Below are 19004 nucleotides of genomic sequence, written 5' to 3'. Positions count from 1 at the left end.
TCAGAAAGCGAATAAAAAAACATATTTTGACAATTTGTTCTTCAAAAAAGTACTATCGATAGTTTTTTTTTGAAGTGGTGAAAAAACCCTACATTTAGTATAATAAAAACAGAAACACCGATCAGGCCTATCTTCCCCAAGACATAAGCAACTCATCGGTGTTTTTTATGATGTACATGTATATGTTTAATTTAACAAATTGCTTGCTGCTTTTCAAGTTATTGACATAACAGCAATCGGAGTTTTTCAAAATGTCTAAAAAACTGGAGAGAATGTCTCCTCTCCAGTTTGGAAACTCATTATTTACGATATAATTATCTTAGCTATTTTCTTTTTTTCGTATCCCCAATCACGAAAGTTGCTCCAAAAATAATCGACAATACGGACCAAATATATAAATCTCCGTAGCCGCCAGCAAGTAAGAAGGCAATAATCCCTCCAGCAATATAAAATCCAGCTGCGACAAAACCGCCATTACCAGACGAATTTCTAGTTGCAATCGCGACAATCCCAGCAACTAATAAACAGATAGCTAACAACATACCAGCGCTTCCGCCAGCTTCCCCATTATTGTTTATACTGTTTGATAGCCCGGCGACGCAGGATTGGAATAAAACTAATAATGATAAAATAATACTGATAATGCCAATCACTAATTTTGTTGTTTTCACTTAAACACTCCTTATAATAATCAATATTGACTGTATATCTAACTATACAACCCTATATATAATATAGTTAAAAGAACTTTTTTTCAATATGAATTTTGGTTATTATTATTCTATTTTGGGTTGCTTTTACCTTAAAATGAATAGAAATATGTTTTGAGCGGTTTTACTACCAAATTTAGCGTTATTTTCTTACAATTTTACGTCTTTCAAGCTTTGCATCCAATCATTCTTTGCGTATAATGGTGGTAGTGTCGAAAGAAAGAGGGAGATTATGTTAGAACGATTTTTTAGTTATTATCGACCATATAAGCACTTATTTATTTTAGATTTTGGTTGTGCTGTTTTAGCTGGTTTGCTGGAATTATCATTTCCAGTTGTAGTAAATCAAGTCATTGATAAAATCATGCCTAAAGGAAATTTCCGATTGATCGCATTAGCGTGTCTAGGTTTGCTTTTATTTTATATACTTAACACTATTTTACAGTATATTGTGGTCTTTTTCGGTCATAAATTGGGGGTCAATATTGAAACAGATATGCGTCGCGAATTATATGGACACTTACAGACGCAACCGTTTGAGTATTATGATAATCAAAAGACTGGGAAATTGATGAGTCGGTTGACAACAGATTTATTTGAAATCTCAGAAGTTGCTCATCATGGTCCAGAGGATATATTTATTACAATCATGACGCTAGTAGGCTCTTTTTATTTAATGCTGAGAATTCATGTACAACTAGCTTTGGTAACGTTTATCGTCTTGCCGTTCATCACGATCGCATTAGTCTTTTTCAATAAAAAGATGACAAAAGTCAATACCAAAATTTATGATAATCTAGGTGACTTTAATGCAGGTGTCGAAGCCTCCGTTAGTGGGATTCGTGTTACACAATCTTTTGCTAACGAACCATTTGAACGTCAGCGCTTTGAGGGGTTGAATCAAGCGTATCGCCAATCAAAAATTACGTTCTATAAAGTGATGGGGATCAGTTCGGCATATAATTACTTTTTGATTCGTTTGATCAATTTGTTTACACTGATTTTTGGGGCTTATTATACAATCAAAGGTGAGATCACTGATGGGCAATTTGTTGGATTTATTCTATTATCCAATGTTTTTGTTCGTCCAATCGAGAAGGTCAATAATATGATTGAAAGTTACCCGAAAGGGATTGCAGGCTTTAAACGTTTCACGGAAGAAATCGATAAGAAACCGACTATTGAAGACAAACCTAATGCGGTTTCTGTTGACCATTTACATGGAGATATTATTTATGACGATGTTTCATTTTCGTATGCGGACTCAACGAAAGTTTTAAACTATATCAATTTGCAGATTGTTCCCGGTGAAACAGTTGCTTTTGTAGGACAAAGCGGTTCAGGAAAAACGACACTATGTAACTTGTTGCCGCGTTTTTATGAAGTGACAGAAGGAAAAATCACAATAGATGGTATTGATGTTCAAGATATGACATTGGCTTCTTTAAGAAGTCAAATTGGGATCGTGCAACAAGACGTATTTCTATTTCCAGGAACGATTCGAGAAAATATTGCTTATGGTAAACTTGATGCCACTGAAGAAGAGATCCAAAGAGCTGTTCAGTTAGCTCATTTGGAAAAAGTAGTTGATCAAATGTCTGAAGGTTTAGATACAATGATCGGTGAACGTGGAGTCAAACTTTCCGGAGGTCAAAAACAACGTGTAGCAATTGCGCGGATGTTCCTAAAAAATCCGCCAATCTTAATTTTAGATGAAGCAACTTCTGCTTTAGATACTGAAACAGAACAAGTGATTCAAGAATCTCTGAATTCATTGGCGCAAGGGCGAACAACATTGATTATTGCCCATCGTTTGGCAACGATCAAACATGCGACTAGAATCATCGTTGTTAGTGATAAAGGCATCTTAGAAGAAGGAACTCACGAAGAATTATTAGCAAAAGGTGGTCATTATCGCCGATTGCACGATGCTCAATTTAGAGATTAATAAAAAGCCAAGCTGATTCGTTCAGCTTGGCTTTTTATTAATTTAATTTCTTTTTCGTGGTTTTCTGCCTAAACCAATTGCATTTTTCATACGTTGTAAGGTTTTATTGGCAACCAGACGAGCTTGTTCAGCTCCAGTATCAAGAATATCATCTAATTCGTCAGAGGCTAATAATTCATGATAGCGCTCTTGAATCGGAGCAAGTAGTTCGACGACAGCTTCTGCTAATTCTGTTTTAAATTCGCCATAGCCTTTTCCAGCATACGCTGTTGCCAGTTCTTCAATTGGGCGACCTGTTGCAGCAGAGAAAATACTTAGTAGGTTAGAAATACCGGGTTTGTTCTCTGGATCATATTCAATGATTCCCGTTGAATCAGTGACGGCCGATTTGATTTTTTTACGAATCACATTTGGTTCATCCAACATAGAGATGAAACCTTTAGCATTTGTATCTGACTTACTCATTTTTTTAGTTGGATCTTGTAAGCTCATTACACGTCCGCCTTGTTCAGCGATTTTAACTTCTGGAAGCACTAGAATTTCTTGATTCGCTTGACCGTATCGTTTATTGAAGCGTTCAACAAAATCACGTGTTAATTCCAAATGTTGTTTTTGATCGTCACCAACAGGAACTAAATTGGCATTGTACAAAACAATATCTCCAACCATCAATGGTGGATAAGTTAAAAGTCCGGCACTAACACCTGTCCGGCCATTTTTTTGAGATTTATCTTTAAATTGAGTCATCCGTTCTAACTCACCAATCGTTGTGTTACATTGAATGATCCATGCAGCTTCAGCATGAGCTGAAACTTCTGATTGAATGAAGATTGTTGCTTTTTCAGGATCAAGTCCTACAGCTAAATACAAAGCAGCTAAACCACGCGTCTGTTGTCGTAATTTCAAAGGATCTTGAGGGACTGTTATAGCATGTTCATCAACAATACAAAAATAACAGTCATAGTGATTTTGTAAATCAATAAATTGTTTCATTGCACCAATATAATTTCCAATAGTTGGTGTACCACTTGGCTGAATGCCAGAAAATATCGTTTCCATAAAGTAACCACCTTAATCAATTAATAAAAAGTCATTGATATCATTATACAGCTAAAAGAAAAAAAAAACAGGATTACAAGAAAAAAATAAAATGTCAGAATTTTTAGACTAGTACAGTTATAGTAGTTTGTGAAAGCTGTATCATTTTTCTTAGTTTTGAAAACGTTATAATTTTATGTTGAAAAAAGGTTCGCTTTATTTCAATATTTAAAAAAAACTTGTAAAATAACGAAAAACTATGTTTTTTTTGGAAAAAGAGCTAGTATTTTTAGTAGAAGTTGGGTATACTAGCATTAAATAGGAAAACAGTTTGATTTCCTGTTTCAAAACAGTGATGAGAATCACAAAAAGGAGTGATGCACATGTTGATACTTTATACTTCCCCAAGTTGTACGTCTTGCCGTAAGGCTCGTGCATGGTTGCAAGAACACGAGATTCCATTCAAGGAAAGAAATATTTTTTCAGAACCATTGAATATTTCTGAATTGAAAGCAATTTTGCGAATGACAGAAGATGGAACAGAGGAGATTATTTCCACTCGTTCTAAGGTTTTCCAAAAACTTAATATGGATTTGGATGAACTTCCGTTGCAGGACTTGCTAGAGTTAGTAAAAGAGAATCCTGGATTGTTGCGTCGACCAATAATGATTGATGAAAAAAGATTACAAGTTGGTTTTAATGAGGATGAAATTCGACGTTTCTTGCCAAGAGGAGTTCGGCAGTTGGAATTACGTCAAGCGCAATTGATGGCAGGTTTATAAAAGGTACTGGAGAACCTTTGTCCTTGTGGCAGAGGTTTTCTTTTTCTATTTTTCTCTACATAGTAAATGATTTATTGATTTTTTATAAATATTTATAAAAAAAGTGCACATATGTTTGTAGAACAAGTTTTAAGGAATATACTAAGACAACAGTTTATTTAGGAATATTGTTACTTTTCCCTTTACATTTGGCGTGATTCCGCTACAATGTACGTAAGAATAAGTTTCCTGATTAGCAAAAGTGAGGTGTAGCGACATGGAAATGGAACATATCAATGAAAATACCATACGTGTGTTGATCGGCAATGAAGATCTAGCAGATAGAGGCATTACCTTCTTAGATCTACTTGGCAACCACAAAGAAGTGGAAAATTTTTTCTACAGTATTTTAGAAGAAGTTGATGTGGAAGATGAATTTCAAGGCAGTGAAGCTGTTACCTTTCAGGTTCTGCCAAAAAGTGATGGGTTAGAACTATTTATTAGTAAGAATGCATCAATCGATGAAGTATCTAATTTTGAAGGCTTTAGTGATTTAAATTCAGAAGAAGTTAGTAATATAATTCGCAAACAAATCGAAGAAGATTTTGCTGATGAGACGCAAGAATTTGCTGATAATACAGTTAAAAGTTTAGTATTTGAACTTAACGATTTTGATACAATGGTTCAATTGGCAAATGAAGTTTTCTTACAGTCTGTGATAGCAAATCTATATACATTTAAAGGGACGTATTATCTCCAAACTATTTTCTTATTAGAAGAATTAGGAAAAAATGATGTAGAAAATGAATTGGCTCAATTATTGGAATATGCTAATTTATCTGCTGTTACATCTGAAACATTGAATGAATACGGTACATGCATCATGGAACGCAATGCTTTAGAACTAACAAGATATTACTTTGAATAATTTAAAAACTGAGACAAACGATTATCGTTTTGTTTCAGTTTTTTTGATGAAAAAGCACTTTTCTTACGTATCTTCATTATGAGGTGAGTGATATGTTAAGTGCTTATTCAAATAACAAAGAAATGATAACACTATTGAATTTATCTAGAGAAGAAATCGAACAGTTAAAAACGGAAAACTATTTTTGTCCTGCTTGTGATCATCCAGTCAGGATAAAAAATGGCAAGGTAAAAGTCCCACATTTCTCACATTATAATCAAAGTACTTGCAGTGTTTATTCAGAAGGTGAGACGATTGAACATCTGACGTTAAAGAAGATGTTTGTTAGATGGTGTGAGCAAGAGGACCTCTCATATGAATTAGAAAAGTATCTACCTGCTTTACATCAGCGGCCCGATATTTTAATAGGAAATATTGCTGTAGAAATTCAATGCAGTTCTCTAAGTACTTCAAGATTAGTAGAACGAACTCGTAGCTATCAGGAACACGGGTATATCCCACTTTGGATCTGTGGTAATAAGTTATTCTCAAAGCATCATAGTTTAAATGAATTAGCCAAAAATTTATGTTGTTATTCTGAAAAATTAGGCTTTTACTTATGGAGTGCCGACTGGGAGCAAGCAGAATTAACGGTACATTTTCACATTGAAGAGGATTGGAAAAAAATGCTATTCGCTTCAAAGAAAACTTGGTCTTTTTACAGTGAGTCATTGATAAATATCTTTCATTTTCCCACTAAAGGCAATATTCATAGTCAGCGTAAATATAAAATAGGTGAGCTATTACATAGTTATTACTCTGACTTGAATAAAAAATTATATCGACGAGATGAGAAAATTCGAGTGATTCAAGCTGAATTATATAACAATCGTTTTCATCTGATTCAATTACCAAATTGGTTTTATTATCCAGGTCTACACATTTTCTGCTGTAGGGGATCAGACCTCCTGCTAAAAGTCCGAATTTGGAAATTGGTACAGTTTTTTGATCAGGATGTTATTAGCCATTTTGAGCTGATCCATGCGTTAGAAAAAGAATTAGCCAAAGGAAGTGAGTTATTTTACGAGCTACCTAATATCCCTCATAAAGTCCTCCAGGCTTATTGTCTGAACCAAGTATTCAATTATCTGATCGATTGTCATCATTTAATCAGAGTTCCAACAGGTTGGAAGGTCAGTCTTGAGCAACAGGATCAAAGCACCTCCACTATTTTAGAATGGTTGAAAAGAATTGAAAATAACTATCTAATCACTGCTACTCCATTAAAAAATGTGATAAGATAAGTTTGTTGTAAGAATAATTGAAAAGGGGTAGATCGAATGAGTGAAGCGAAACAATTACCAGAACGTTCAAGTTTACCAGTAGAAAAAACGTGGGACTTAACGAAAATTTTTAAGGATGATCAAGCTTTTGATGAGGCGTTTCAAGCATTATCTGATGAGTTGAAAGAAGTTGAACAGTTTAAGGGGACTTTAGATAAAGGCAGTGATGCATTTCTAGGCAGCATTGAAATGTTATTAGCGATTTATCGTAAAGTTGAAGTCATTTATGTTTATGCTCATTTGAAAAATGACCAAGATACGACGAATACAACGTATCAAGCCCTTTATGCTAGAGCAAGCTCTTTATTAGCTCAGGCTAGTGAATCAGTTGCTTGGTTTGAACCAGAAGTATTATCGTTGGATGACGAGAAAATTTGGGGTTATTTTGATGAAAATCCTAAATTGGCAACCTATCGTCATTTTATTGAAACTATTTTAAGTGAACGTCCGCATATCTTGTCTGCTGATCAAGAAGCTTTATTGGCTGGTGCAGGGGAAATTTTCGAAGCGTCTAGTAATACGTTCTCAATCTTAAATAATGCCGATTTAAAATTTCCAGTTATCGAAAATGAAAATGGTGAGAAGATCCAATTGACTCATGGTGTCTATGGACAATTGATGGAAAATATCCATAGAAGCGTCCGCGAAGAAGCATTTAAAGGACTATATAGCGTTTATGAACAGTTTAAGAATACATTTGCTCAAACGTTAAGTTCGCATGTTAAAGCGCATAACTATAAAGCAAAAGTTCGCAACTATTCCTCAGCGAGAGCAGCAGCACTAAGTAACAACCACATTCCTGAAAGTGTTTATGATACATTGGTGGACGTAGTAAATCACAATTTACCATTGTTGCATCGTTACGTGTCCTTACGTAAACGTCTATTGAAAGTGGACGAACTGCACATGTATGATATGTATACGCCTATTTTAGGAGAAGCATCGATCAAGTATTCTTATGATGAAGCCAAAGCGAAAGCCCTCACTGCATTGAAACCTATGGGAGAGGAATACCTAACGGTTGTTGAATCTGCTTTTAATGATCGATGGATCGATGTTGTTGAAAACCAAGGGAAACGTAGTGGGGCATATTCATCAGGGGCATATGACACAGCGCCATATATCTTAATGAATTGGCATGATAGTTTGGATCAACTATATACCTTAGTTCATGAAATGGGACATAGTGTTCATAGCTATTTTACTAGAAGCAATCAGCCATATGTTTATGGAGATTATTCAATTTTTCTAGCTGAGATAGCATCTACGACAAATGAAAATCTATTGACCGAATATCTATTGGAGACTGAGACAGATCCCCGAATTCGTGCGTATGTCTTGAATCATTATTTGGATGGTTTCAAAGGAACAATTTTCCGTCAAACACAATTTGCTGAATTCGAGCACTTTATTCATACGGAAGATGCTAAAGGAACACCTCTAACGAGTGAATATTTAGGTGAGTATTACGGAGATCTGAATCAGAAATATTATGGACCTGATGTTAAGAAAGATCCAGAAATTTCATTAGAGTGGTCTCGTATCCCTCATTTTTATTACAATTATTATGTCTATCAATATGCTACAGGTTTTTCAGCAGCATCAGCGCTAGCAAATAAAATATTAGCAAATGAGCCCTCAGCTTTAGAAAATTATTTAACCTATCTGAAGTCTGGAAGTAGTGATTATCCAATCGAGGTAATGAAAAAAGCTGGAGTAGATATGACAAAACCAGAGTATATCGAAGATGCGATGACGGTTTTTGAAGCGAGATTAAATGAATTAGAACAACTTATAGAATCTTTAGAGCAATAAAAAAGAACGATCAGATTTCCTCTTATTCAGAAGAAATCTGATCGTTCTTTTTTTCCTCAAAGTAAATGTAAATGACCATGAGGAACACGAGATTCCTCAAAGTGATTTAATTCAAATTTTTCGTGAAAATACTGTAGATTATCTTCTGACGTTTCACAAAGTCTTTTGATTTCATCCATTGAATCACAGTCTTCTACGAGTACGCCAAAATCACGATCACATGTATAATTATAAACTACTGCAGAAGGGTGTTTCACGATCCCCATTTCACGAGCAATTTGTTGATCTGTTTGAAAAGATTCCTTTACAAAGTCAGATTGACGATCTGCTTTAAACATATCTAGGTCACCGCCAGCTTCTACTACTAATTTTTCAGCTAACTCTAACGAGTAAGGTGTGTTTTCTTCGGCTACTGCTTGTTGTAAACCGAGTAGTAAATGGCGTCCTTTTTTCTTTCCTTGTAATTGTGCTGCTTTGTAATCAAGTGCAGCTGAGTAAACATCCTCAAACAATTGATTTCGTTGTTCGATATCATGTGCTGGTATCTCGAATAACTTTATAAGATGGTTTATGGTCCGCATATTAACCAGCGGAATGAAACGAAATTGAATTTTTTTATTCTCAGTTTCAACCAATTTTAAAATATCCTTTTCTACGTTGAGACAAATGCCCCCCAAAGGATTAACGAACAGATAGATTTCAATCATTCATACTTCCTCCAATTTGACTCTTTTGCGACTAGACATCATTTCTCAACTAAGTGACCCTAATTTATCAGAAAAACTAGGAAAAATGAAATGATATGTTTTTACTATTATAACTTCTTAATCTTTCTCTTTTGAGCTTAGCATCATGCGTTGGATTTTGTTAGGAGACGGGGATTCTTTGATAGTCAAAGTATTCAATAAGGAAAGAAAATCTTTCTTACCGTTGGTTGCGTCACTTACTTCTAACTCCAGCTCAAAATCATGTTGCTTATTATACCAACTTTCATCTAGCGCAAGTAAACCTTGGGGAAGTTTTATTTCTGCTCGTTTAGTTGTTAAGCTGCCGATTAAACGTAAATCACTTTGGTCAATTCCTAATTGATTCAATTTGGTGTAAACATTTCCAATAGTTGGAAGTGTGGCCGATTCAATAATAGCATTTGCTTCTTTAACAGAAAGCGCATCATTGATTTCCAACAAACCGACTTTTTCAGGAACTTTTAAAGTGATTTCTGCATTATCTGATAGGACACGAACTCTCAGACCGATCCGCCTTTTTCTAAGTTGAAAATCGGCTGAGTCAAAATAATAATTGATTTGGGTAAAAAATTGTTCTTCTTTAAGTTGAAAGTAGTCAATCACACGTGAAAATTCTTCTATAGATAATAATGTCTTAAATTCTATTTCTAAATTTTCACTCATGTTTTTAGACCCACCTTTTTTAATTTAATTCAATTTTTGCATACTTCCCCTATTTACGTCAAGAAAAGTGAACTAGAAGTTAAAAAATTTCCTATTGTTGAAAAAATTTATACAATTTCTCAATTTACCCTATTTTTCTCAGCTCTATGGTAAAATAAGCAGTGAATCAAATTCAAGGAAATAGAGGGATTAGGATGGAGAAAGAGTGGGAGCTTTTTCTGGCACCTTATGAACAGGCTGTTGGAGAAATGAAAGTTAAACTGCGCGGTATTCGTAAGCAGTTTCGAGAGCAAAATAAACATACACCTATTGAGTTTGTAACAGGCAGAGTGAAACCTGTAGATAGTATTTTAACGAAAGCGGCATTGCGTAATATTTCTGTTGATCGTTTAGAAGAAGAGATGCAGGATATTGCAGGTTTGAGGATCATGTGTCAATTTGTTGAGGACATTCGGCAAGTGGTAGCGATTATTCGTAATCGAAAAGACTTGAAAATCATTCAAGAACGAGATTATATTACCAATAAAAAAGAGAGTGGCTATCGTTCGTATCATTTAGTGATCGAATATCCAGTTCAATTGATTACAGGCGAAAAAATGATTTTAGCTGAAATTCAAATCCGGACATTGGCGATGAACTTTTGGGCTACGATCGAACATTCATTAAATTATAAATATCAAGGTGCTTTTCCAGAAGAGATGAAAGAACGGCTACAGCGTGCGGCTGAAGCTGCCTATCAATTAGATGAAGAAATGTCCACAATCCGTGAAGAAATTCAAGAAGCTCAACATTTATTTTCACATGGACGAGGAAAATCAAAAGCTAACTATTATCAAAATTTCAATGATCATAAAAAGCAGTTAGGGAAAGAATAGGAGGAGCAAAATGAAAGTAGCCATTGTTCATAATCATGAATATAAATCAAGTGAAGTTACCCGCCATTTGCTCTTGCTTCTGAAAAAAAATAAAATTGAAATCGATGATCATCAACCCGATCTTGTGATCTCTGTAGGTGGTGATGGAACGCTATTATCTGCTTTTCACCGTTTTAGTCATCGATTAGATGAAGTCAGTTTTTTAGGTGTTCACACTGGTCATTTAGGGTTCTATACGGACTGGCGGGATTATGAGCTAGAAGAATTAGTTCAAAGTTTGTTAGTTCATCAAGAAAAAAGTATTAGTTATCCCTTGTTAGATGTGAAAATCAGTTTTCATGGAAATAAACCGGATAAACATTTTCTAGCATTAAATGAGTCAACGATCAAGCGAGCCAATCGGACGATGGTTGCGGATGTATTGATCAAGGACGAACTTTTTGAACGCTTCCGTGGTGATGGGTTGTCCGTTTCTACGCCGACAGGTTCAACGGCGTATAACAAGAGTATTGGCGGAGCCGTACTGCATCCAAGTATTAATGCATTTCAATTAGCTGAAATTGCTTCATTGAATAATCGCGTGTTTCGAACATTAGGGTCTCCGATCGTGATAGCTCATACAGAATGGTTGGAAATTAAATTGCAGGAAAGCAATGATTATTTGATTACCGTCGACCAGCTAGATATTTATCAAGATGATATCAAGTCGATTTATTATCGTATTGCGGATGAGCGTATCCACTTTGCCTCATATCGACATATGCACTTTTGGCATCGTGTAAAAGATGCCTTTATTAGCGAGGATTAATAACTTAATGGAATTTTATTGGACAGTAGAAAAAGAAGAATCACAACAAGTAAAAGTTTTTTTAAAAGAGCAAGGCATTTCAAAAGGTCTGTTAGCGAAAATTAAGTTTCAAGGCGGTAAAATCGAAGTCAATCACTCAGTTGAAAATGCCTTGTTCAAATTATCTTTCGGAGATCAAGTTAAAGTCACGATTCCAGATGAAAAAGAGCATGAGACATTACTTGTAGAGGATGTGCCAATTGATATCGTATTTGAGGACGATCATTATCTAGTTGTGAATAAGCCAGCAGGAGTTGCCTCGATCCCTGCTCAATATCATCCTAATGGAACTATGGCCAATCGTGTAAAAGCCTATTATAAAAATCAAGAATATAAAAATCAGGTGATACATGTCGTCACTCGCTTGGATCGAGATACGACAGGTTTAATGCTGTTTGCTAAGCATGGTTTTGCTCATGCGATGCTGGATCGAGAATTGCGTAAAAAAGCAGTAATCAAAATTTATCAAGCACTAGTAGGCGGTTCGACTTCTGAATTAAAAGAGCATACAACCATTCAACTTCCAATCGGTCGAGATTTATCTTCTATTTTGAAACGAACAATTGTTGAAACTGGACAACAAGCTGAAACGGAATATTGGCTGACAAAACGCAAAGGCGATGAAGCTTTGGTTAATATTCAACTTCATACAGGTAGAACCCATCAAATCAGAGTGCATTTTGAGGCGATTGGGTGCCCTTTGTTGGGTGATGAGATGTATGGTGGTAAAATGGATAGTGGTATTGAGCGTCAGGCGCTACATTGCTGTAAATTGAGTTTTATTCATCCGTTTACCAAACAGCGCTTAGAATTAACTTCTCCTTTGGCAGAAGATATGAGGAAAATTGTAGATCGATTATAGATTGAAAGGAGCGGTTTGAGTGAATGAAGGGCAAGAAATGGACGATCATTTTTCGTTACTGTTAGAAAAATTGAAAGACCAACAAATGGCTGAATTCAGAGAATTGTTTTTAGAGCTCCACATATACGAACAAGGACAATTCTACCAATCGATTGACGAAACAGATCGAAAGCAAATTTATAGTTATCTGTCACCAAAAGAATTGGCGGATATGTTTGATGTTATTGAAGAAGATAACGAAAATATGAAGGATTATATTGCTGAAATGCGTCCTAGCTATGCTGCAGAAATGTTATCAGAGATGTATACGGATAACGCAGTTGATTTATTAAATATGCTGGATAAAGGTCAAAAAGCAAAATATTTAAGTCTGATGAGCACAGAAGATGCCGGTGAGATTAAAGAACTATTGCATTATGAAGATGACACCGCAGGCTCGATCATGACAACTGAGTTTGTCTCTATCGTGGCTAACCAAACGGTGCGTTCTGCAATGTACGTCTTGAAAAATCAGGCAGATGTTGCCGAAACGATTTACTATGTCTATGTGGTCGATCAGGAAAACCATTTAGTCGGTGTTATTTCTTTGCGTGATTTGATCGTAAATGATGATGACACGATGATTTCTGATGTTTTAAGTGAGCGGGTCATTTCTGTTCATGTTGGAGATGACCAAGAAGATGTTGCTCAAACGATTCGGGATTATGATTTCTTAGCATTACCAGTTACAGATTATGATGATCATCTTTTAGGGATCGTAACGGTTGATGATATCATCGATGTTATCGATGATGAAGCGGCCAGCGATTACTCTGGTTTGGCTGGGGTCAACGTCGAAGAAGTCAGTGAAAATCCATTCAAAGCAGCTTCAAAGCGTTTGCCTTGGTTGATTACGTTATTATTTTTAGGGATGTCTACAGCAACATTGATTAGCCATTATGAAGAATTAGTAAGTGAAGCAAGTATTTTGGCTGTATTCATTTCATTGATCACAGGGACTGCGGGAAATGCGGGAACACAATCATTAGCGGTGGCAGTTAGAAGACTAGCTGTATCAGATGAAAAAGATAATAACTTTGGTCGCTTGATTGTCAGTGAAGTATTGACTGGTTTAGTAACAGGAGCAATTACAGGAGTAGCAATTTTTCTGGTTGTTGGTGTTTGGCAGCATAATTTTCCATTAGGGTTTGTCATTGGAATGGCGATGTTATGTGCGATTACTGTGGCGAACCTAGCAGGAAGTTTGATTCCGATGCTGATGGATAAATTAGGTTTTGACCCAGCAGTAGCTAGTGGTCCATTTATTACAACTTTAAGTGATTTAACCAGTGTTTTGATCTATTTCAACATTGCTAGTCTTTTTATGCAGTATTTTGTTTGAAAGCAATGCGCTGCGGTGGTGCAGAAGGTATTACTTCTGTACCACCGTTTATTTGGATCCTCAGACAACTTTTAGTTGGCTAAATTGAAGTCGAAATAAAAGGTCATTTGACAAATCTATTTTTGTCATATATTATACATACTAACGGTATGTAAAGAGGAGTTTTTTTATGGCACGCAATAAGTATCCAGAGGAAACAGTAAAAAAAATATTACAAGTATCAGAGCAGCTTTTTCTGGAAAAAGGCTATGATCAGACTACGATCCAAGATATTATTGATCATTTAGGTGGATTAACTAAAGGAGTTATTTATCATCATTTTAAGTCAAAAGAAGAAATCTTTAATACCATTTTAAAAAAGAAATATACGCTTGGTATTACGAATCAAATTGAGTTGATGAAGAATTTAACTGGTTTTGAGAAGATTAGAAAGATCAATTCAATGAGTTTGCAAGCATTAGAACATCAAAAATTAGCATTTTCAGCCAAATCCTTAATTACAAATCCTAGAATTATTGGTGAGTTATATACAGACGCATTTGCCAATATTATTCCCTATATCAAAACAATAGTAGAACAAGGGGTTGCTGATGGTTCAATCAAAACAGATTATCCTCAGGAAATCGCAGAACTGATTGTTTTTTCAACTAATTTTTGGTTAGCTCCCTCACTTTATAAAATGACAGAAGAACAGCTTTTGACTAAACTTAATTTTTTTAAGTTATTATATGAAGGGGTTAATTTTCCTTTAATCGATGATGACTATATCAATGACCTCATCGGAATGTTTAGAGCAATCAAAGAATAATCAATGCTTAACTGCATTTTTTATTTCCACAGATACATACCGTTAGTATGTATCTGTGGAATGAATAGATCAATGTACAGTAAAGTTAAAGTATGAAAAGGAGGGAAAATGAATGATTCAACATTTAAACAAAAAAATTAGCAAGCTTAATAAGAAATTAGGCGTAACAGTTCAAGTACCAGAATTTACCAGCAACAGATTGAACCAAAGCGCAGTAATGAATTTAATTATTGGTGGAGGCTTTGCAACTGCCGGAGTATTGTTTGAAAGAGAAGAGTTATTCTATTTAGGGGGATTGGGTCTTTTGAGCAGTATTGTGATGAGTTTTGAAGCGAAGAAATTGAAATAACAATAATGGGTTAGTTATAAATCAAGGGTGTGGGACAAAAGTAAAAAACACTTTTGTTTCACACCCTAAATACGAATAAACGGCGGGAGCAAATGTTCCTCCACGCTTCGAGGATCGGAGTGAAACGAGAACCGTAGATGCAGAAGCAATCCCTTCGGAAATAAGCCGAAATTGCTGTAAAACACAATGAGGAACGAGTCGATGTTGCACAGTACCTACTTGGTTCTCGGGATTAAACGCTTCTGTCCCAGCCTCTTGGTTTCGTAATTAACCTACAATTTTTGTTCCATGAACTTCGCTGACTTTTAGCGCAGCTACTACAGTTTCAACGTTCTTATCAGAGATGCCGCCGCCAGGTAAAATAATGATTCGATCCTGAGCATAGTCGATTAATTCCTTCAGGTGGTCTAAATTGTCTTCGATTGCTGTGCCAGAAGGTCCACCGTGCGTTAAAATGCGATGCACATCGTGTTCAGCAAGCCAGTCAATAGCTTTAAATTGATTTTCTTTACTTAGCACATCAAAAGCCATATGGAAAGTGATCTGAAGACCTTCCGCAGTCTCAATCAGTAACTCTAATGCTTCTTCATCTAGCCAGCTATCTGCTGTTAGACATCCTAAAACAACGCCGTCTGTCCCAATTTTTTTCGCTTCGATCAGGTCTGTGTGCATGATTTTAAGTTCAATATCATTGTAAACGAAGTCGCCACCACGAGGTCTGATTATTGTCATGACTGGAATCGATTTTTCTCCAGCGTATGAAACGACTTCTTCGATCACACCAGTACTGGGTGTTGTACCGCCCACAGCCAGATTATCGCATAATTCGATTCTTCCAGCTCCGTTTCTGATAGCAGTTGGAATATCTGTGAAATTTTCAGCGCAAAATTCTTTGATCATTCGATCCACTCCTCATTTTTTCTTCACAGGCATTGTACCATAATTCTGGCGGTTGCCAAAGTCTGGTTCTCGTTGTAAGATAAATAGCGATAGTTTATCAGCAAGTTTCAGAATTTATAATGAATAGGAAGTAGCATTATGTTAAAAAAGATTGATTTTGCTCGTAATTTTTTAGAAACACATCAAGAACAGTTTCTTTGTCCAGTTTGCAAACAGGCATTTCAATTACAAGAATATAGTTTGATTTGTGCACAAAATCATCGATTTGATTTATCAAAGAAGGGAACGCTTTATTTTCTTTCTCACAGTATTCAGACGGAATATAATAAAAAAATGCTACTTCACAGAGGTCGTTTGATTCAAAGTGGCATGTATCAGCCTTTGTTGGAAAAAATCATTGCTGCAATGGATTTAACTGGATCAACCTTAGATGTTGGCTGTGGTGAAGGAAGCTTTTTAGCTGAATTGTCTCAATTAGGATTAGCAGGTTCAAAATATGGATTTGATATTTCAAAAGAGGGAATTTACTTAGCTAGTAATCAGCCGATCGAGGCTTTTTGGTCAGTGGCAGATCTGACCAATCTACCATTTGCAAATCAATCAATGAATACCATTTTGAATATTTTTTCTCCCTCTCATTATCAAGAATTTCAGCGTGTTTTGAAACAAGATGGAACTGTGATCAAAGTGATTCCAGAAGCTGATTATTTGAAAGAGTTAAGAGCAGCATTTTACCCAGAAGATAAAACAAAACAAACCTATTCAAATGAAAAAGTTTTAGCCAAGTTTTCTAAAGAAATGGCTATTTTGAGCGATGAACGCGTGACCTTCACGTATGCTATTCCGAAAGAGTATCGTTTAGATTTATTAGAAATGTCTCCGCTTGAATGGGGAGTGGCTGATCAAGTAAAAGAAGCGCTTCAAGAAAATCCATTATCTGAAATTACAATTGACGTTCGGATGTTAAAAGGAAAGTTTAAATAACGCTTACATTCAGTTAATTTGCTAAAAGGTATTGCAAAGCTCTGGTAATGGTGTTATATTACATACAAGTTGTTTTTTCGTTGGTTTTTATCAGGTTCCTGTTCTGATAAAAGTTAGTGAAAAGAGCTTCACTAACGTAGCGACTCGCAGTGATTGACACCGAGGCGATACGTTTTTTTTATGTTGATTTTAATAAATAAAATAGATAATGCGTCATATAATTGAAAGGAAACTGTAATCATGACAAATCATATCGTTCTATTTGAACCACAAATCCCAGCAAATACAGGCAATATTGCCCGAACTTGTGCAGCAACAAATTCTCCACTACATCTCATCGAGCCGTTAGGTTTTTCAACAGATGACAAACACCTGAAAAGGGCTGGTTTGGATTATTGGAATGACGTTAATATTATGTACCATAAAGATTTAGCAACCTTTTTAGACTATTTGGAGGATCGACCATTGCATTTGATCACAAAGTTTGCAAATCAAACGTATAGCCAAATGGATTATACGGATGGAAAAGATCATTATTTTATGTTTGGAAAAGAAACAACAGGACTACCAGAAGAATTTATGCGGGAAAATGAAGAAAAATGTTTACGGATACCAATGAATGATGAGCATGTCCGTTCATTGAATTTGTCAAATACAGTGGCTTTAGTGGTCTATGAAGCATTACGCCAACAGGATTTTCCAGCTTTAGAATTGAAGCATCATTATGAAAATGATAAATTAGATTAAGAGTCTAAAAAACTGTTCCTTTGATTGCAAAGAGAACAGTTTTTTTGCTATCAAAGAGTAAGTGAATGCTCTATTCATGTAATTCTAAAGGCAGACCATCTGGATCAAAGAAAAAAGTCATTTTTTCTCCTGTAAATGTATCTGTCCGGATTACTTCACATTCGATTCCTTTAGTATTTAAAAAGGCAATAACTTCTTCAATGTCTTCGACTTTAAAAGCGAGATGACGCAACCCTAAAGCTTCAGGATAAGATGGCCGTTTAGGCGCATTAGGTGTTATAAAAATCTCTAATTCCTGTTGCCCTAATTTTAAATCCAATTTAGTATCATTTTTATCTGTTCTTTGATTTTCACGGATAATCTCAAAACCTAGTTTTTCAACATAGAATTCTTTTGTCTTATGATAATCAGAACAATTAATGGCAATGTGATGGATGTGGTTAAAAAACAAATCAGGTTCCTCCTAGATCTAAATACTAGTAAAGTTAGTGAGTTAAAACTACTTAGTCTAATTTACTTTTTTTTAGGCAGATAATCAAGTAGTCTGTTTAGAGAAACATTTTGGTTAAATGGAATTTTCACAGTGAAAATGATACACTAGATAAGATAACTTAGCGATAAATGGGAAGCAACGAATGAATAAATCAGAATTAAGGGAGCAAAAGCAAATGAAATTATATTTTACTCGTCACGGAAAAACAGAATGGAATCAAGAGCTTAGATTTCAGGGAATGAGCGGTGATTCACCACTGCTTCCAACGAGTTATGATGAAATAAAGCAATTGGGTCAAACGATTAAAGATGTGCCTTTTGAAAAAATATTTTCAAGTACCTCAATGCGTGCGAGAAAAACCGCTGAAGGCATCAATCAGGAACTTGAACGACCAGTAAAAATCGTTTACACAGATGAGCTGAAAGAACTAGGTTTAGGAAAATTAGAAGGACAATCGATTGCTGAAATGAGAAAAACATACGAAAAAGAATTAGAGCATATGCGCTATCGATTAGACCGTTACAATCCAGAGGTCTTTCAAGGAGAACCGATCGAACAGGCAATTTCCCGTATTGCAACAGTAGTTGAAGCGGCGGTAGAATCAGGTGATGGACCTTATCTTTTTGTAGGGCATGGGGCATCGCTAACAGCTGCAATCCAGGCGCTTACTGGCAAAGACTTGGCCGATTTACGTAGCATGGGTGGTCTTAAAAACAATAGTTTGTCGATTCTAGAAACAACAGAAGCTGAGGCTGATTCAGCTTACACGTTAAAATTATGGAATGACGATTCTTTTTTACAATAAAAAATTATGTTTGATGGAACGA

At 35.5% G+C, this 19004-nt stretch carries 20 protein-coding genes; 14 read left to right on the top strand and 6 right to left on the bottom strand.

The features are described from left to right. Nucleotides 1-323: 323 nt before the first annotated feature. Entirely contained in the window at nt 324-671 is a 348-nt protein-coding gene (locus A5866_RS05540) for a hypothetical protein (protein WP_086278933.1), read from the bottom strand. A 271-nt stretch (nt 672-942) separates the two neighbouring features. Here A5866_RS05540 and A5866_RS05535 point away from each other — a divergent pair, with 271 nt between their 5' ends. Beyond that, nucleotides 943-2658 (top strand): ABC transporter ATP-binding protein, encoded by a 1716-nt coding sequence (locus A5866_RS05535; protein ID WP_086444126.1) that lies wholly within the window; start codon nt 943-945, stop codon nt 2656-2658. Nucleotides 2659-2700: 42 nt separating this feature from the next. On the opposite strand, the gene trpS is transcribed toward A5866_RS05535, so the two are convergent. Further along, a complete protein-coding gene (gene trpS / locus A5866_RS05530; RefSeq protein WP_086444127.1) occupies nt 2701-3717 on the bottom strand; it encodes a tryptophan--tRNA ligase in 1017 nt (338 codons plus the stop codon). A gap of 362 nt (nt 3718-4079) precedes the next feature. Here trpS and spxA point away from each other — a divergent pair, with 362 nt between their 5' ends. The 4 genes from spxA to pepF all read left to right on the top strand — a co-directional run bounded on the left by spxA (nt 4080) and on the right by pepF (nt 8522). Then, entirely contained in the window at nt 4080-4478 is a 399-nt protein-coding gene (gene spxA, locus A5866_RS05525) for a transcriptional regulator SpxA (RefSeq protein ID WP_086444128.1), read from the top strand. Nucleotides 4479-4734: 256 nt separating this feature from the next. Beyond that, nucleotides 4735-5385, top strand: a complete 651-nt coding sequence (locus tag A5866_RS05520) for an adaptor protein MecA (RefSeq protein WP_086444129.1) — start codon at nt 4735-4737, stop codon at nt 5383-5385. A 92-nt stretch (nt 5386-5477) separates the two neighbouring features. Next, complete coding sequence (locus A5866_RS05515; protein WP_086444130.1) at nt 5478-6668, top strand: competence protein CoiA; 1191 nt, start codon at nt 5478-5480, stop codon at nt 6666-6668. A gap of 36 nt (nt 6669-6704) precedes the next feature. Further along, a complete protein-coding gene (pepF, locus tag A5866_RS05510) occupies nt 6705-8522 on the top strand; it encodes an oligoendopeptidase F (protein ID WP_086444131.1) in 1818 nt (605 codons plus the stop codon). A 56-nt stretch (nt 8523-8578) separates the two neighbouring features. On the opposite strand, the gene A5866_RS05505 is transcribed toward pepF, so the two are convergent. Further along, nucleotides 8579-9229 (bottom strand): ClpXP adapter SpxH family protein, encoded by a 651-nt coding sequence (locus tag A5866_RS05505; RefSeq protein WP_086278939.1) that lies wholly within the window; start codon nt 9227-9229, stop codon nt 8579-8581. A 117-nt stretch (nt 9230-9346) separates the two neighbouring features. Then, on the bottom strand, nt 9347-9931 hold the full coding sequence (locus tag A5866_RS05500; RefSeq protein WP_339099750.1) for a CYTH domain-containing protein: 585 nt from the start codon (nt 9929-9931) through the stop codon (nt 9347-9349). Nucleotides 9932-10125: 194 nt separating this feature from the next. Here A5866_RS05500 and A5866_RS05495 point away from each other — a divergent pair, with 194 nt between their 5' ends. The 6 genes from A5866_RS05495 (at nt 10126) to A5866_RS05470 (ending at nt 15053) form a co-directional block, all read left to right on the top strand. Next, nucleotides 10126-10806, top strand: coding sequence for a GTP pyrophosphokinase (locus tag A5866_RS05495; RefSeq protein ID WP_086278941.1), 681 nt, complete (start codon nt 10126-10128; stop codon nt 10804-10806). Nucleotides 10807-10816: 10 nt separating this feature from the next. Then, a complete protein-coding gene (locus A5866_RS05490; RefSeq protein WP_086444133.1) occupies nt 10817-11614 on the top strand; it encodes an NAD kinase in 798 nt (265 codons plus the stop codon). A 7-nt stretch (nt 11615-11621) separates the two neighbouring features. Next, nucleotides 11622-12515, top strand: coding sequence for an RluA family pseudouridine synthase (locus A5866_RS05485; protein WP_086444134.1), 894 nt, complete (start codon nt 11622-11624; stop codon nt 12513-12515). A gap of 37 nt (nt 12516-12552) precedes the next feature. Next, nucleotides 12553-13896 carry a magnesium transporter gene (mgtE, locus tag A5866_RS05480; protein ID WP_375179625.1) on the top strand — a complete coding sequence of 448 codons (1344 nt, stop codon included), beginning with the start codon at nt 12553-12555 and terminating at the stop codon, nt 13894-13896. Between the two features lie 169 nt (nt 13897-14065). After that, nucleotides 14066-14704 (top strand): TetR/AcrR family transcriptional regulator, encoded by a 639-nt coding sequence (locus A5866_RS05475; protein ID WP_086278945.1) that lies wholly within the window; start codon nt 14066-14068, stop codon nt 14702-14704. A 112-nt stretch (nt 14705-14816) separates the two neighbouring features. Beyond that, on the top strand, nt 14817-15053 hold the full coding sequence (locus A5866_RS05470; RefSeq protein WP_086444135.1) for a hypothetical protein: 237 nt from the start codon (nt 14817-14819) through the stop codon (nt 15051-15053). A 267-nt stretch (nt 15054-15320) separates the two neighbouring features. Here A5866_RS05470 and A5866_RS05465 read toward each other — a convergent pair whose 3' ends face one another. Next, nucleotides 15321-15953 carry a copper homeostasis protein CutC gene (locus tag A5866_RS05465; protein ID WP_086444136.1) on the bottom strand — a complete coding sequence of 211 codons (633 nt, stop codon included), beginning with the start codon at nt 15951-15953 and terminating at the stop codon, nt 15321-15323. A gap of 138 nt (nt 15954-16091) precedes the next feature. Here A5866_RS05465 and A5866_RS05460 point away from each other — a divergent pair, with 138 nt between their 5' ends. Together A5866_RS05460 and trmL are read left to right on the top strand one after the other, a co-directional pair. Then, a complete protein-coding gene (locus A5866_RS05460) occupies nt 16092-16937 on the top strand; it encodes a methyltransferase domain-containing protein (RefSeq protein ID WP_086444137.1) in 846 nt (281 codons plus the stop codon). Between the two features lie 240 nt (nt 16938-17177). Continuing rightward, nucleotides 17178-17684, top strand: a complete 507-nt coding sequence (gene trmL, locus A5866_RS05455) for a tRNA (uridine(34)/cytosine(34)/5-carboxymethylaminomethyluridine(34)-2'-O)-methyltransferase TrmL (protein WP_086444138.1) — start codon at nt 17178-17180, stop codon at nt 17682-17684. 70 nt (nt 17685-17754) lie between these two features. Here the strand turns inward: trmL and A5866_RS05450 are convergent, their stop codons facing one another. After that, the gene (locus A5866_RS05450; protein ID WP_086278950.1) at nt 17755-18135 is read right to left on the bottom strand and encodes a VOC family protein; all 381 of its coding nucleotides are present in this window, start codon (nt 18133-18135) and stop codon (nt 17755-17757) included. A gap of 217 nt (nt 18136-18352) precedes the next feature. Between A5866_RS05450 and A5866_RS05445 the strand changes: the two genes are divergently transcribed. Then, complete coding sequence (locus A5866_RS05445; RefSeq protein ID WP_086445510.1) at nt 18353-18982, top strand: histidine phosphatase family protein; 630 nt, start codon at nt 18353-18355, stop codon at nt 18980-18982. Nucleotides 18983-19004 lie beyond the last annotated feature (22 nt).

It is taken from the genome of Enterococcus sp. 12C11_DIV0727 (assembly GCF_002148425.2).
GTDB lineage: Bacteria > Bacillota > Bacilli > Lactobacillales > Enterococcaceae > Enterococcus_L > Enterococcus_L lemimoniae.
This window is presented reverse-complemented; position numbering and strand designations above follow the sequence as displayed.

Bases quoted from the DNA above. Each gene is read 5' to 3' on its own strand.
- mgtE (WP_375179625.1), top strand. From the start codon at position 12,553: ATGGACGATCATTTTTCGTTACTGTTAGAAAAATTGAAAGACCAACAA.
- A5866_RS05535 (WP_086444126.1), top strand. From the start codon at position 943: ATGTTAGAACGATTTTTTAGTTATTATCGACCATATAAGCACTTATTT.
- A5866_RS05485 (WP_086444134.1), top strand. From the start codon at position 11,622: ATGGAATTTTATTGGACAGTAGAAAAAGAAGAATCACAACAAGTAAAA.
- A5866_RS05495 (WP_086278941.1), top strand. From the start codon at position 10,126: ATGGAGAAAGAGTGGGAGCTTTTTCTGGCACCTTATGAACAGGCTGTT.
- A5866_RS05490 (WP_086444133.1), top strand. From the start codon at position 10,817: ATGAAAGTAGCCATTGTTCATAATCATGAATATAAATCAAGTGAAGTT.
- A5866_RS05505 (WP_086278939.1), bottom strand. From the start codon at position 9,229: ATGATTGAAATCTATCTGTTCGTTAATCCTTTGGGGGGCATTTGTCTC.
- A5866_RS05515 (WP_086444130.1), top strand. From the start codon at position 5,478: ATGTTAAGTGCTTATTCAAATAACAAAGAAATGATAACACTATTGAAT.
- A5866_RS05460 (WP_086444137.1), top strand. From the start codon at position 16,092: ATGTTAAAAAAGATTGATTTTGCTCGTAATTTTTTAGAAACACATCAA.
- A5866_RS05470 (WP_086444135.1), top strand. From the start codon at position 14,817: ATGATTCAACATTTAAACAAAAAAATTAGCAAGCTTAATAAGAAATTA.
- trpS (WP_086444127.1), bottom strand. From the start codon at position 3,717: ATGGAAACGATATTTTCTGGCATTCAGCCAAGTGGTACACCAACTATT.
- A5866_RS05520 (WP_086444129.1), top strand. From the start codon at position 4,735: ATGGAAATGGAACATATCAATGAAAATACCATACGTGTGTTGATCGGC.
- A5866_RS05445 (WP_086445510.1), top strand. From the start codon at position 18,353: ATGAAATTATATTTTACTCGTCACGGAAAAACAGAATGGAATCAAGAG.
- trmL (WP_086444138.1), top strand. From the start codon at position 17,178: ATGACAAATCATATCGTTCTATTTGAACCACAAATCCCAGCAAATACA.
- A5866_RS05465 (WP_086444136.1), bottom strand. From the start codon at position 15,953: ATGATCAAAGAATTTTGCGCTGAAAATTTCACAGATATTCCAACTGCT.
- A5866_RS05475 (WP_086278945.1), top strand. From the start codon at position 14,066: ATGGCACGCAATAAGTATCCAGAGGAAACAGTAAAAAAAATATTACAA.
- A5866_RS05500 (WP_339099750.1), bottom strand. From the start codon at position 9,931: ATGAGTGAAAATTTAGAAATAGAATTTAAGACATTATTATCTATAGAA.
- pepF (WP_086444131.1), top strand. From the start codon at position 6,705: ATGAGTGAAGCGAAACAATTACCAGAACGTTCAAGTTTACCAGTAGAA.
- spxA (WP_086444128.1), top strand. From the start codon at position 4,080: ATGTTGATACTTTATACTTCCCCAAGTTGTACGTCTTGCCGTAAGGCT.